The organism is Marmoricola sp. URHA0025 HA25 (genome assembly GCF_054059435.1).
Map to the genome: position 1 here is coordinate 3518688 of NZ_JBSSCD010000001.1, position 13495 is coordinate 3532182.

The window sequence follows — 13495 nt, forward strand, 5'->3', positions numbered from 1 at the left end:
GCGTCGTTCAGAGGCTCACGGAGACCTCGGCGACGACGCCGGTGGCGGCCGTCACCGAGCTGTCGACCGGGTCGGCCTTCGGCGCCAGCGTGCGCAGCGTCCACTCACCCGGTCCGGCGAAGAACCGGAAGTGCCCGCTCGCGGAGGTCGGGACCTCCGCGGTGAACTCACCGGTGCGGTCGAGCAGGCGCACGTAGGCGTTGCCGACCGGCTCGCCGCCCCTGAGCACCTGGCCCTGGATGATGGCCTCTTTGGCGACGTCGACGCCGTCCAGCGAGAGCCCGCCCTTGGTCGCTCCGCACATCAGGCTTCGCCTGCCTCGTCGCCGAGTGCGACCGGGACGCCCACGAGCGAGCCGTACTCGGTCCAGGAGCCGTCGTAGTTCTTGACGTTCTCCTCGCCGAGGAGCTCCTTGAGCACGAACCACGTGTGGCTGGAGCGCTCGCCGATCCGGCAGTAGGCGATCGTGTCCTTGCTCCAGTCGACACCGGCCTCGGTGTAGATCTCCTTGAGCTCCTCGTCGGAGCGGAAGGTGCCGTCGTCGTTGGCAGCCTTGCTCCAGGGCACGTTGGCCGCGGTCGGGATGTGCCCGGCTCGCTGCGCCTGCTCCTGGGGAAGGTGGGCCGGTGCGAGCAGCCGGCCGGCGTACTCGTCGGGGCTCCGCACGTCGACCAGGTTCTGCGCGCCGATCGCCGCGACGACCTCGTCACGGAACGCGCGGATCGAGAGGTCCTGGTCCTGCGCGGTGTAGCTGGTCTTCTCGCGGTTGGGTGCGTCATCGGTCAGCTCGCGGCTGTCCAGCTCCCACTTCTTGCGGCCACCGTCGAGCAGCTTGACGTCCTGGTGCCCGTAGAGCTTGAAGTACCAGTACGCGTACGCCGCGAACCAGTTGTTGTTGCCGCCGTACAGCACGACCGTGTGGTCGTTGCCGACCCCGCGGTCGGACAGGAGCGCCTCGAACTGCTCCTTGTTGACGAAGTCGCGGCGGACCTGGTCCTGCAGGTCGGTGGTCCAGTCGAGCTTGATCGCCCCACGGATGTGGCCCTTGTCGTAGGCGGTGGTGTCCTCGTCCACCTCGATCAGGACGACCTTCGGGTCGTCGAGGTGCTGCTCGACCCAGTCGGCGCTGACCAGTGATGCTTCGCGGCTCATGCGGCTACTTCCTTCGTCTCGGTGTTGGTGCTCTGTGTGGTGGGGCTCTCGTGCAAGGGATAGGTGTTCTGGGGCAGGTGACAGATGCCGTAGACCCGGCACCCGAGGCAGACCTGGACGGTTGCGTTCAGGACCGCGGCGACCAGCGCGAGCCCGGTCGCGGCGTACCCGAGCCACGTGGGTCCGAGCAGGAAGCCCGCCAGGCCGGCGATGACGAATGCCAGCCCGATCCCCTGGGCGAACCTCGGCGGCCTCGGATCCTCCCATCGTGTCGGCGGCCCCAGGCGCGGGCGGACGATCCGGCGGAAGAGCCAGGCTGCCGGCGTGCGCTGCACGCCTGCGACCACGGCGACGAGGAACAGCGCCCCCTGCAGGCCGAGGAAGACAGTGCCGAAGGGGGTCCGCGAGGTCAGCAGGGCGAGTACGAGGACGCCACTGGTCAGCGTCGCGTTGAACTGCGGTCCTCGCGCATCGATGGGAGAGGTGCTCATGAGTGTCCTGAGGTTGGAGAAGGGCATGACGGAGGCTGGGCAGCACTTCGCCGCGGAGACGGACGGGACGGCCACGACGTGGCCTCGTCAGCGTCCGGTCAGGACATTCGACACAGCGACGAGCGCATGCGGCAGTGGTCCACTGCACGGCGCTTGGTCAGCCAGGTCGAGCTCATGGGAAGAGCGTAGGGGCCGCCGCTTCGGGGTGGGAAACGCGAATCCCGAATGTTGAGATGCAGGTCCGTCATTCGAGACGGGTGGTGCGGTGGGCCGCTGCGCTCTCGCCGAGGATGGCCTCGAACGAGTCGGCGCACCCCGCCAGGGCGAACTCCTCCTTCGCGAGGGCGCGGCCGGCCTTGCCCAACGCCAGGGCGCGCTGGTCGTCGGCAAGCACCTCGCCGACCCAGCGCGCGGCCGCCGGCAGCGATCGCTCGTTCGGCGCCAGCACGCAGCCGTCCACCTTCGCGACGAGCGTGGCGGCAAGGTTCTCTGCGGGCATCAGGCCCAGGATGGGCCGCCCGGCGCACAGGTAGGACAGTGTCTTCGACGGCACCGAGAAGGCGCCGGCGTCCTGCTCGAGGAGCACCACCAGCACGTCGCCGGACCCGAGCACGTCCGAGAGCCGCTCGTAGGGCTGGAAGGGCAGGAGCAGGAGCGGCACCTCCAACCGCTCGGCCTCGTCGCGGAGAACCTGCTCGGCCGGGCCCTGGTTGACCACGACCAGCTGCACCGGCTGCCCGGCGTCGATCACCGCGCGCGCGAGCCTGACGAGCAGCGCCGGGTTGTGCTTGAGCCCCAGCGTCCCGGAGTAGAGCAGAGTCCTCACCTGTTCGAGGCCGTGCTCGTGGGACCAGTCGTTGGATCGGGTGACCGGCCGGATCTCGTCCAGTGGCGCCCAGTTCGGGATGACGGTGGTCTTGTCCACGGTCCCCCACCGGCGGTGCACGTCGACGAACGAGTCGGCGATGACCACGACGGCGGCCGCCCGCCGGGCGCACCACTTCTCCCCGGCGCCGATCAGCGCGGCGACCACGGCGAACGACCGGGAGAGCTTGGTGCCGGCGAACGAGCGGATCGCCACCGCCTGCACGTCCTGGTGCCAGAGCACCCACGGGATGCCGCGCAGCCGCAGCACGGCGGCGAGGATCACCAGGGTCGGGATCGGCACGTTGGAGGCCATCACGACGTCCGGTCGGGTACGCCGGACCTGGCGGACCAGCTCGACGCCGAACCGGAGCTCCTGGAGCAGGCGCTTGCCGAAGCTCATCTTCGCGATCACCACACCGACCCCGATCGGATCGAACGCGATCGTCTCACCGGGCTCGGCGCTCAGGTGGCCCTTGCCCGAGGTGTAGGCGTCGCAGTAGGAGTGCGTCACTGCGTGCCCGCGCCGGGACAGCTCGCGGCTGAGCTCCACCTGGAACGGGTGGCCGCTGTAGTCGTGCAGGAGGATGCGCATGTCGGCGTCGGGGTCTGGGACGGACGGCGGGTCAGCCGAGCGAGCGCTTGACCTCGTCGTACACCCAGGCGTAGGTCTTCGCCATCCCGTCGGCCAGTGGAGTGGACGGCGCCCACCCGTAGGTCTGGAGGATCTGGGTGTTGTCGGAGTTGCGCCCGCGCACTCCCTGCGGCGCGTCGAGCTGGTAGTTGCGCGTGCACTTGATGCCCGCGATCTCCTCGACGATCGAGTACAGCTGGTTGATGCTGACCAGCTCGTCGCTGCCGAGGTTGACCGGCTCGGGGCTGTCGCCCTTGAGGATCATCTGGGAGCCGTGCACGCAGTCGTCGATGTACATGAAGCTGCGGGTCTGCTCGCCGTCGCCCCAGATGTCGATCTCGTGCTTGCCGGTGAGCACGGCCGTCGCGATCTTGCGGCAAACGGCCGCGGGCGCCTTCTCGCGGCCGCCGGTCCAGGTGCCGTTGGGGCCGTAGACGTTGTGGTACCGCGCCACCCGGGTGGTCAGGCCGAAGTCCTCCAGGAAGTGCCGGCACATCCGCTCGGTGAAGAGCTTCTCCCAGCCGTAGCCGTCCTCCGGCATGGCGGGGTACGCGTCTGCCTCGGTGAGCGCGGTGATGTTCGTGTCGGTCTGCTTGTCCGCGGCGTACACGCACGCCGACGAGGAGTAGAAGTAGCGCTCGACGCCCGCCTTCTGCGCGGCCTGGAGCATGTGGGTGCTGGTCAGCACCGTCAGCATGCACAACGCCTTGTTGTTCTCGATGAACCCCATGCCGCCCATGTCCGCGGCGAGCATGTAGACCTCGCGAGCGCCCTCGGTGTGCTCGAGGGCGTTGTCGAGGAGCGAGAGGTCGGCCTGGGCGTTCTCGGCGTCCTCGTGCACCTGGTACCACTCCGTGGTCGGCTTGACGTCCACCGAGCGCACCGAGAGGCCCTGCGCGAGCAGGTTGCCGACCAGGTGTCCCCCGATGAAGCCGCCACCGCCGGCGACCAGTACGTCCACGTTGCTCAAGTCCGAGCCCTTCCGTGCGAAGAGAATGGTGAGTCGCGGGTCAGATTCACTCCCGCCTCGCGCAGGAAAACGATCCGCGTGCGCAGGAGTCACGTTACGGGGCGGACCGAGGGGCCGTCGCGGGAACCGGGAATCCTGCGGTCGCCCGGACCGTGCCCTAGGCTCCGCACTCATGAAGCGCGCTTTCATCACCGGCATCACCGGGCAGGACGGCTCCTACCTCGCAGAGCTCCTGCTGGGCAAGGGCTACGAGGTGCACGGCCTGGTGCGCCGGGCCTCGACCCTCAACCGCGGGCGGATCGACCACCTGCACCGGGACAGCAACCTCACGCTGCACTACGGCGACCTCACCGACGGCGTCAGCCTGGTGAACCTCATCCACGAGATCGCCCCCCAGGAGGTCTACAACCTGGGTGCGCAGAGCCACGTGAAGGTCTCCTTCGAGATGCCGGAATACACCGCCTCCACCGACGCGGTGGGCACCTTGCGCCTGCTCGAGGCGATCCGCGCGGCGGGCATCGACTGCCGGTTCTACCAGGCGTCCACCTCGGAGATGTTCGGCGGTACGCCGCCTCCGCAGGACGAGAACACCAGCTTCTACCCCCGGTCGCCGTACGGCGCGGCCAAGCTGTACTCGCACTGGGTGACGGTGAACTATCGCGAGGCGTACGACCTCTTCGCGGTGTCCGGCATCCTCTTCAACCACGAGTCCCCGCGCCGCGGCGAGAGCTTCGTGACGCGCAAGATCACCCTCGGCGTCGCCGCGATCAAGCTCGGCGTCGCCGACCAGCTGCACCTGGGGAACCTCGAGGCGATCCGCGACTGGGGCTACGCGCCGGAGTACGTCGAGGGCATGTGGCGGATGCTCCAGCACGACGAGCCGCAGGACTACGTGCTGGCCACCGGCGTGGGCACGACGGTGCGCGAGTTCTGCGACGCCGCCTTCAGCCACGTGGGCCTGAACTGGGAGGACCACGTCATCTACGACAAGCAGTACGAGCGGCCCACCGAGGTGGACGCACTGATCGGCGACGCGACGAAGGCCCGCGACGTGCTCGGCTGGACTGCCGAGACGACGGCTGGCCGGCTCGCCCAGATCATGGTCGACGCCGACCTCGAGCAGATGCGGCGGCTGATCGCCGAGTGACCCCTCGCACGCACCTGGTCCTCGGCGCCGGAGGGCAGGACGGCTCGCTCCTCGTCGACCTGCTGGTTCGCTCGGGCGAGCGGGTCGTCGCCTGCGTCCGGCCCGAGAGCGCGCGCCCACCGCACGGCTCCGTCGTCGAGCCGCTCGACGTGGCCGACACCGATGGCTTCGCACGCCTCGTCGCCGAGCACTCGGCCGAAGTCGTGCACAACCTGGCCGCGCTGAGCTCGGTGGGCGCCAGCTGGTCGGACCCGGACCGCACCGACGAGGTCAACCATCGTTCGGTCGTGCGGATGCTCGAGGTGGTCGCAGGAGCGCCGGGCCTGCGGTTCGTGCAGGCGTCCAGCGCGGAGATCTTCGGCCCTGTGGCGACGGGAGTCGCCGACGAGGACACCCCTCTCGACCCGCGGAGCCCGTACGCCGAGTCGAAGGCCGCGGCCCATCGCGCGGTCGGCTCGGCACGGGACCAGGGCGTCCTCGCGACGAACCTGGTGCTCTTCGGCCACACCGGGCCGCGGCACGGGGACGGCTTCGTCATCCCCACCATCTGTCGCCAGGCCGTCGAGGTGGCACTCGGGCGGCGTACCCACGTTGAGCTGCGTGACCCGACGATCAGGCGCGACTGGGGAGCGGCACGCGACTTCGTCCGCGCGTTCGTCCTGGCCGCCGACGCACGTGCCGACGACTACGTGATCGCGACCGGAGAGCTGCACGAGCTCGGCGAGGTCACCCGCTGGGCGCTCGAGGCCGCAGGTGTCGACGCGGACGTCCGGCGCGCGCCCGGTGAGCGCCCGGCGGACTTCGGCGGCGTTCGCGGCGACGCCGGCCGGGCGGCCCGCGATCTCGGGTGGACCCCCGAGGTCACGCTGCGCGACGAGGTGCGGACGATGGTCGCCGCCTGTCGCGAGACCGTCGCCTGACGACGCGCGACGATTGGCGCGCCTGCATAGGATCCCCGCGTGGAACGACGCCGCGGAGCCGCCCTGCTCGCGGTCGTGATGGCTGCGGTCCTTGCCGGGTGCGGCGCGTCGACCGATGGCAAGCGCTACGTGCTCGGCGCCGGTGACCACTACGTCGCCCTCGGCGACTCCTACACCGCGGCGCCGGGGATCGGCCCCGCCGACGGCGACGACGGCTGCTTCCGGTCGCAGAACAACTACCCGCACCTCGTGGCGCAGGCCATCGGGCTCGACCTCGACGACGTCAGCTGCAGCGGCGCCAGCACCGACTCGATCGGCGGGCGGCAGCTCGATCTCCTCGGGAAGACGCTGGCCCCGCAGCTGGACGCAGTCGACACGCGCACCGACCTCGTGACGGTCGGGATCGGCGGCAACAACTTCGCCCTCTACAACCTCCTGTCGAGCACCTGTCTCGCGCTGGCGACCAAGGATCCCGACGGCAGCCCGTGTGACGACGCCGACCGGGCCGCCGCGCCGGGCGACGACCTCGCCTCGAAGCTCCAGCAGATCGAGAGCCGGGACACGGCGGTGATCCGGTCGATCCAGGACCGCGCGCCGAACGCGATGATCGTGGTCGTCGGCTACCCGGCGATCGTGCCGGAGCACCGCGCCTGCTCCGACTTCCCGGTCGCCGAGGGCGACCTGCCCTTCCTCCACCGGCTCAACCTCGGGCTCAACGACGCGCTGTCGAAGGCGGCGACCAGCGCAGGAGCGATCTACGTCGACGTCTACGCCGTGACCCGTGGCCACGACATCTGCAGCAAGGACCCGTGGGTCGCCGGCTTGACGGCGTCGCACGGCGCTGCCGCCGTCTGGCACCCGTACGCCCAGGAGCAGAGGGTCGCGGCCTCAGCCGTCCAGAAGGCCCTGAGGGAGCGCTGACACAGCTAGCCGATCAACGCGTCGACGGCAGCCAGCACCCGGGGGACCGGGATGGAGACGTCGTCGGCGATGCCGGCGTTCGAGGGGTGCGGGTCCGTCGGCGTCTCGGCGACGAGGTAGCGGTAGTCCGCGCCGAGCGCCTGGCAGATCGCCCAGAGGCCGCGGTGCACGTAGGTCGACGGGAACATCTCCAGCACCTTCACCGATGGCTGGCTGAACGTCACGTTCGTCAGCCCGGCGCCGTGGGGTGCCACGATCACCTCTGCGGCATGGAACGTGTCGATCTGCTGCTGCACCGTGAGCGTCCCGGGGTCCAGCCGCACGAAGCCGCGTCGCTCGAGCTCGGGGAGCAGCTCCTCCTCCTCGACGTACCGGCGGGTCTGCGGCACCCGGCCGCGCGTGAGGAAGAGCCGCTGCGGCCTGTCCGGGGGCTCCTTGGCGGGGAGCCGGTCGCGCAGCCAGGCCACCATCGCCGGCGGCGCCTGGAGCGCCCAGTTCGGGTTGCTCGGGACGAGCAGGCGGTCGGCGGAGACGGTGCGTCCCTGCCGCGGCTCGATGTAGTCGCCCGGGATGCCGGCGAGGTCGAGGAGCTCGCGCTGGTAGCGCGTCCGGTGCGGTACGACGACCGCATCGACCCGCTCCCCCGGCATCGACTCCTCGAAGACGCCGTAGCGCGCGATCGCGTCGTAGAGGAAGTGGTAGTAGTTCGCCGCGGTCCCGCGCGCGGTCAGGCTGAGGACCGAACCGGGCACGTGCTCGATCCCGCCGAGCGTCGGTCGCAGGTACAAGGGGTGCTCGCGCCAGTCCACGACGCCGAAGTACGTGCTCGTCTCGTGGTCCAGCACGCCTCCGGGGGTCACCGTGGCGCCGAACTCACCCACGAGCCGGCCACCGGCCACCTCGAGGGTGAACGTCGCCGGCACCGCGGCCGCGCGCTCCTCCTCGAAGACCCGGTGCCCGGCCGGCTGTCCCTGCGTCGGCCTGCGGACGACCGTCACCTCGGGAGCCCCGGTGTGCAACGTCACCGCACCCGGCTCCTGTGCCGCGGTGTCGACCGAGCGACCGGTTGCCCGGCGCGCGACGCCGCGCGCACCGAGGACCGGCGAGAGCGCCCGGAACAGGGTCCCGGCCAGGAGCGTCAGGAACCGGTGCGCGCGCTTGAACTGGGGCCACCAGCGGCGGAGTGCGGGTGGAAGCGTCATCTACGTCCTCGGGGTGTGCGTGGGTCGCGGCAGGGTCATTTCATCAGACCGGAGTCGTGCGCGCGCACCGCTTCCAGGCGCTACAGTCTCCACTCGTGACGGCCATGAACACCAAGACCCTGATCGCCAGAGCGAAGCGCGCGAACCCTCAGCTCGTCCGTCACTGGCTGGTACGAAGGGCCCGAGTGAGCGCCGCGCGGGCCGGCATCATGATCACCCGCGTCGACGAGGAGACCCGTCGCTACGTCTCGCTCACGCACAACGACGCGGTGGCGCTCCCGGAGGGCGCCGAGGCGTACCTGAGTGCCGACAACCCCGAGATCGCCGAGCTCGAGGCGGCGTACGACGCCCTGGGCATTCCCGCCGCCGCGCACACCCAGTGGCAGGCAGGCTTCCTGAAGAAGAACCTGTCGATGGCGTGGTTCCGGGGCGACAACGCCTATGTCTGGCAGTTCCGCCAGCTCGGCCAGGCGGCCCGGATCCGGATGTACCTCGCGCTGCTCGACGTCGAGTCGCGAGACGACCTCGGGCTGTTCGACAAGCTCGACGAGGACGGCCTGTTCGGCGCCTGGACCTTCGAGTTCGGCGACCGCCCGTCCGTCAGCCGCGACCTCCTGGACAGCATCAACGAGATCAACTACCTCGACGACCAGATGGGGCTGGCGGGCATCGAGAACCTCAAGGTGCTCGACATCGGGGCCGGCTACGGGCGACTCGCACACCGCATGTCGACCGCGCTGCCCAACCTCGCGGCCTACGACTGCATCGACGGCGTGGCGACCTCGACCTTCCTGTGCGGCTACTACACGAGGTTCCGCCAGCTTCCCGACTCGGTGCGGGTCGTGCGCCTCGACGAGCACCAGAAGCTCGGCGACTCCTACGACGTCGCGGTCAACATCCACAGCTTCTCCGAGTGCTCGCTCGACGCGATCCGGTGGTGGCTCGACCGGATCGCCGAGCGGGACATCCCGTGGCTGCTGATCGTGCCGAACACCCCCGACGAGCTGCGGAGCACCGAGCTCGACGGCAGCATGAAGCCGTTCCGGCAGGACGTCCTGGACCGGGGCTACGAGCTGGTCGACAGCCGCCCCATCCACGACTCCGAGGAGCTCCGGCCGCTGATCAACCTCCACGACCAGTTCTACCTGTTCCGCCGCAAGACCGCCTGACCGCTACTGCTGCGGTCGCATCCTCTCGGGACCGTCCATCCACGGATGGAGCGTCGCCAGGTCCTTGCGGATCGTGGCGGCGAAGATGTTGCCCTGCCGTGAGGCGACCTTGTTGAGCACCCGCTGTCCCTGGGTGAAGACCCGGGTGGCGGACTCGTCGCTCAGGCGCAGCTTGCGCTGCAGCACGGCCGACGCCACCCGTCCGGTGCCGAGGTTCCACTCCGTGTGGAACTCCACGGGTACGTCGTACGCCGGGTCGAAGGCCGCCACCGCCTTGCTCAGCTCGCGCCGGGTCCACCGGTAGACGAAGTTCGGGACGCCGGTCCCGTCGACGCCTCCGGTGTCGTAGCCGTCCGCGATCACGGCCGCCAGCTCGTACCAGCCGACCACGCCGACCTTGCCGGCCGCGCGCATGAACGCGGAGTCCTGGTTCTCGACGAACAGCACCGTCTTGCGCGCGATCCGGTACATCTCGTGCAGCGCCTCGTGCGGCCGCGAGCAGTGGTGCAGGCCGGAGTGACCCATCACGTGGTCGTACGACCCCGACGCCTGCGGCATCTCGTGCGCGTCGAAGGCAGCGCCGCCGATCTCGCTGCTCGGGCTGTCCGGTGCGATGTTCACGAAGCTGACGTTGGTGAGCCCGACCTCCTTGCAGACCATCTCGTCGAAGGTGCCGGCGAACTGCACCAGCACCGAGTCGTCGACACGGATCACGCCTCGGTCGATGTGGGCTCGTAGCAGGCGAGCGAAGGTCGTCGCGCCCGGCTCCGTCATCGGCTCGTACCTTCGGTCACGAGGAGTGATCCTAGGGGATCCGACGACGCCCGGAGGCAGGACTCCGACGGCCGCTCCCGGCGCCGTCGCCGTCCAGGACGCGGCTCATGCCCGCCGGTCGAGCGAGCGCTTCAGCCGGGGCCGGCGCTCGGCGAGCTCGCCGAGCCGGCCCCGCGCACCATCGGCCACGCCGGCCACGATCGCGGCGAGCTTGAGCAGCTTGTCCCGCTCGAGAGCGATGACCGCGACCGCCTCACGGGCAGCCAGCTGGAGGACACGGCGTCGCGGCACGTCGTACCGACGGCTGGCGTCCATCGCGTTGCGCACCATGTAATAGCGTCGCGATGCATCCGCATGGCTCGTGTGGACGGCTCCGTGGCGCCGCGTGTTGGCCCACGTCTGCCGAAGCGTCGCCGCCGCTGTCACGTACACCGGCACACCGCGCTGCCGCGCACGCAGGCAGTACTCCGCGTCGAGGAACTCGATGAAGTAGTCCTCGCGGAACGGACCGAGCCGGTGCCACGCCGGAGCGGTGATCACCGATCCCGACGAGATGACCATCCGAGCCTCGAACAGGCCGGTGGTCTCCCCGGAGATGTCCCGCTCGGGGCCGTCGTCGGGAGCCGGCACGGTCATGGTCACGTCCATGGTCGTCTCGTGGATCTTCGGGCCCAGGATGAACGCGTCGTCGGGCACCTGCTCGCAGACGCCGATCATCGCGCCGAGGAACCCGTCGTCGATCTTCGAGTCCTGGTCGAGCAGGACCACGGCATCGGCGCCGTCGTCGAACAGCGCCTCGGCGCCCCTGTTGAACGCCCCTGCCAGCCCTGCGGTGTTGCGGTTGGCGATCACCCGGACGCCGTCGTCGCGGAGCCTCTCGTGCAGCCGCGTGCTCGGCTCGGGGGTGTTGTCGACCGCCACGAGGCGGTCGCTCTGCGCGCGCGCCGTGGCGAGGTTCTCCAGGAACTCCTCGGTGGGGTTGTAGAGCACGAAGACGACACCTGCGCGCACAGGACCTCAGTCCTGTCGGGGCACGAGACGGTCGAGCACGTCCAGCCCGGCAGCATCCTCCTGGTGCACGAGAGCCACGTCCCAGTACACCCGCCGTCCCGGTCGCCGGGCAGGGAAGTCGTCGAGGATCCGGGCGCGATCGGCCATGTCGGCGACGCGCATCCGGCCGACCACGCTCCCGGCGTGGTCCCACACCGCGGCATCGCGGTAGCCGAGCGCCTCGAGGCGGGGCCACACCGCGGAGGGGTCGTAGCCGGCGATGCGGGTGAGGTACGGGTCGTACTCGAAGAACAGCACCGGTCGCGCCTCGGACCAGGCCTCCGCGATCGCCGGCACGAGGGCGACGTCGTAGCCGTCCGTGTCGGACTTCACCAGCCGCAGGTCCTTGAAGTCGCCGTGCCGGTCGCGGAGCTCCGCGGGGCTGACCGACGGCATCGCGTCGAACTCGCCGCCCTTGACGAAGCGCGTGGTGCCGCCCGTTCGCACGGCGGTCTGGGCGGCAACCGCCTCGTCGACCGTGAGCAGCGACTCCACGACGACGATCCGCTCGTCGGCATCGACGTTGCGGTGCAGGAAGTCGAGGTAGAACCGGTCCGCCTCGATGCAGAGCACGCGGCCGTCGGCCGCGTTGAGGATCTGGAGCGCCGAGTCGCCGACGTTCGCGCCCACGTCGAGCACCGTCAGCGGAGGCGCGGCCTCGGCGAGCAACCGCGCCAGCTCGACCAGGTTCTGCCCGTACGGCGAGCCCGGCCCCGCGTAGTCCGGCAGGCGGTGCGACCACGGGAGCACCATCGTGACGCCCTGCACCTCCCGGACCACGGGACGGCGCGGGAAGCGGTCGCGCACGAACCAGCTCACGCGCACCTTCGTCATTGCCGCGAGGTGTCGAACGGAATTCACCCCCGGATGCTAGCGGTCTGAGCTGCGTCGCAGGTGCCAGACCAGGGCACAACACCAGCCGATCGTCATCCCGACCTGGCCGAGCACCAGACCCCACACCGCACCCTCGGTCCCACCGAGAGCTGCCCCTCCCACGAGAGCCACGACGTTGAGCAGGCCGGTCACGACCTGCACGACCATGGCGAGGTGGAACTGGTGCCGGCCGATCAGCGCCGGCGGGACGCCGCTCTGGGCGGCAGAGACCAGCAGCCACAGCGAGATCGGCAGGATGAGCGGGTCGATCACCGGCCACATGTTGCCGAGCACGGCCTTGCCGACGGGGTCGGGAAGCACGACGAGCACGCCGACGTTGAGCAGCGCCACCACGGTGGAGATGAGCATGGTGCGCCGCTGGTGGCGCATCAGCCCGCGGTTGTCCGGCTTCTCCCGGGAGATGTCCGCGGCCGTCGATGCCTCGACGGCGAGCTGCACGGCGGACGCCGGCCGGCCGAGGAGGATGGAGGCCCTGACGGCGGCGACCGAGACAGGACTGCTCACGAACGTCATCAGGGAGGCCCCGAGCAGCGCGCTGCCCGAGGCGGTGATGTTGCCGACCAGCAGTCGCCACGACTGGTCCCACCGCCTGCGCAGCCAGGCGAGCGAGATCTCGTGCGGGCGGAGAATCCCGTGCTGGGCGAACACCCACAACGATGCCAGCGCACCGCTGCCGGCCCAGGCGAGCGTCAGCCAGAAGAGGTCGGCGACGTCGAAGACCTCGACCAGGGCGAAGCTCGCCACCACCGCCACCAGCCAGGTCGCGTCGAGGAGCACTGCGCCGATCGGCGCGCTCCGGGCGATCGCGATCGCCCGGCCTACGTCGTGGACCACGAGGGCGGGCAGCGCCAGTCCGAGCGCCACCAACGAGGGACCGATCGTCCAGCCTGCGAGAGTCTGCAGGCAGCCGATGACCAGGCACAGCAGGCCGAATGGCACGCCGAGGGCCACGGCGCTCCCGATCACCTCCCGGGGCCGGTGGTCGGCGTCGTCGGGCTGGACGACGACCGACATGCTGATCACTGCCTGGGTCAGGCCGGCGACGACGGTGTACACCAGCAGGATCAGGCTGAACGTGCCGAACTCCACGGCCGTGCCCGCGTGCGCGACCCAGAGCACGGCCAGCAGGTTCGTGATGCTCGAGATCGCCTGGTCGATCGTCACCAGGGTCGCGCGACCGCCCGTGGTGCCGCGCGGCGCGGCGGGGGTGGCGACCGCGGCGTCCGGCGACGACTCGGTCACCGGCGACTCGCCCGCGTCGTCAACCGGTCGAGCAGGTGCCCACCAGCGTGCGTCATGCGAGCGGC

General features: G+C 70.3%; 14 protein-coding genes. 4 read left to right on the forward strand and 10 right to left on the reverse strand.

The annotated features are described in order from the left end of the window. Window positions 1-7: 7 nt before the first annotated feature. The 5 genes from ACVW00_RS17365 to ACVW00_RS17385 all read right to left on the reverse strand — a co-directional run bounded on the left by ACVW00_RS17365 (window position 8) and on the right by ACVW00_RS17385 (window position 4102). Complete coding sequence (locus tag ACVW00_RS17365; RefSeq protein WP_457112148.1) at window positions 8-304, reverse strand: DUF1416 domain-containing protein; 297 nt, start codon at window positions 302-304, stop codon at window positions 8-10. Next, entirely contained in the window at window positions 304-1152 is an 849-nt protein-coding gene (locus tag ACVW00_RS17370; protein WP_457112149.1) for a sulfurtransferase, read from the reverse strand. The genes ACVW00_RS17365 and ACVW00_RS17370 overlap by 1 nt, the downstream gene beginning before the upstream one ends. Then, entirely contained in the window at window positions 1149-1643 is a 495-nt protein-coding gene (locus ACVW00_RS17375) for a DUF4395 domain-containing protein (protein WP_457112150.1), read from the reverse strand. Before ACVW00_RS17375 ends, ACVW00_RS17370 begins: the two co-directional genes overlap by 4 nt. 244 nt (window positions 1644-1887) lie before the next feature. After that, window positions 1888-3102: a glycosyltransferase family 4 protein gene (locus tag ACVW00_RS17380; protein ID WP_457112151.1), complete on the reverse strand. Its 1215-nt coding sequence runs from the start codon at window positions 3100-3102 to the stop codon at window positions 1888-1890. A 31-nt stretch (window positions 3103-3133) separates the two neighbouring features. Further along, on the reverse strand, window positions 3134-4102 hold the full coding sequence (locus ACVW00_RS17385; RefSeq protein WP_457113134.1) for an NAD-dependent epimerase/dehydratase family protein: 969 nt from the start codon (window positions 4100-4102) through the stop codon (window positions 3134-3136). 181 nt (window positions 4103-4283) lie between these two features. Between ACVW00_RS17385 and gmd the strand changes: the two genes are divergently transcribed. From gmd to ACVW00_RS17400, 3 genes are read left to right on the forward strand one after another with little or no spacing between them, the layout of a single operon-like run. Then, entirely contained in the window at window positions 4284-5258 is a 975-nt protein-coding gene (gene gmd / locus ACVW00_RS17390) for a GDP-mannose 4,6-dehydratase (RefSeq protein WP_457112152.1), read from the forward strand. Continuing rightward, window positions 5255-6178 (forward strand): GDP-mannose 4,6-dehydratase, encoded by a 924-nt coding sequence (locus tag ACVW00_RS17395; RefSeq protein WP_457112153.1) that lies wholly within the window; start codon window positions 5255-5257, stop codon window positions 6176-6178. The genes gmd and ACVW00_RS17395 overlap by 4 nt, the downstream gene beginning before the upstream one ends. Before the next feature lie 39 nt (window positions 6179-6217). Next, entirely contained in the window at window positions 6218-7099 is an 882-nt protein-coding gene (locus tag ACVW00_RS17400; RefSeq protein ID WP_457112154.1) for an SGNH/GDSL hydrolase family protein, read from the forward strand. Window positions 7100-7104: 5 nt separating this feature from the next. Here ACVW00_RS17400 and ACVW00_RS17405 read toward each other — a convergent pair whose 3' ends face one another. Beyond that, complete coding sequence (locus ACVW00_RS17405) at window positions 7105-8301, reverse strand: glycosyltransferase family 61 protein (RefSeq protein ID WP_457112155.1); 1197 nt, start codon at window positions 8299-8301, stop codon at window positions 7105-7107. A gap of 95 nt (window positions 8302-8396) precedes the next feature. Here ACVW00_RS17405 and ACVW00_RS17410 point away from each other — a divergent pair, with 95 nt between their 5' ends. Then, window positions 8397-9470, forward strand: a complete 1074-nt coding sequence (locus ACVW00_RS17410) for a hypothetical protein (RefSeq protein ID WP_457112156.1) — start codon at window positions 8397-8399, stop codon at window positions 9468-9470. 3 nt (window positions 9471-9473) lie between these two features. On the opposite strand, the gene ACVW00_RS17415 is transcribed toward ACVW00_RS17410, so the two are convergent. The 4 genes from ACVW00_RS17415 to ACVW00_RS17430 form a co-directional block, all read right to left on the reverse strand. Then, complete coding sequence (locus ACVW00_RS17415) at window positions 9474-10244, reverse strand: class I SAM-dependent methyltransferase (RefSeq protein WP_457112157.1); 771 nt, start codon at window positions 10242-10244, stop codon at window positions 9474-9476. Window positions 10245-10349: 105 nt separating this feature from the next. Continuing rightward, window positions 10350-11255 carry a glycosyltransferase family 2 protein gene (locus ACVW00_RS17420; protein WP_457112158.1) on the reverse strand — a complete coding sequence of 302 codons (906 nt, stop codon included), beginning with the start codon at window positions 11253-11255 and terminating at the stop codon, window positions 10350-10352. Window positions 11256-11261: 6 nt separating this feature from the next. After that, window positions 11262-12155 (reverse strand): FkbM family methyltransferase, encoded by an 894-nt coding sequence (locus ACVW00_RS17425; protein ID WP_457112159.1) that lies wholly within the window; start codon window positions 12153-12155, stop codon window positions 11262-11264. A 9-nt stretch (window positions 12156-12164) separates the two neighbouring features. Continuing rightward, entirely contained in the window at window positions 12165-13430 is a 1266-nt protein-coding gene (locus tag ACVW00_RS17430; RefSeq protein WP_457112160.1) for a hypothetical protein, read from the reverse strand. Window positions 13431-13495: the final 65 nt, after the last annotated feature.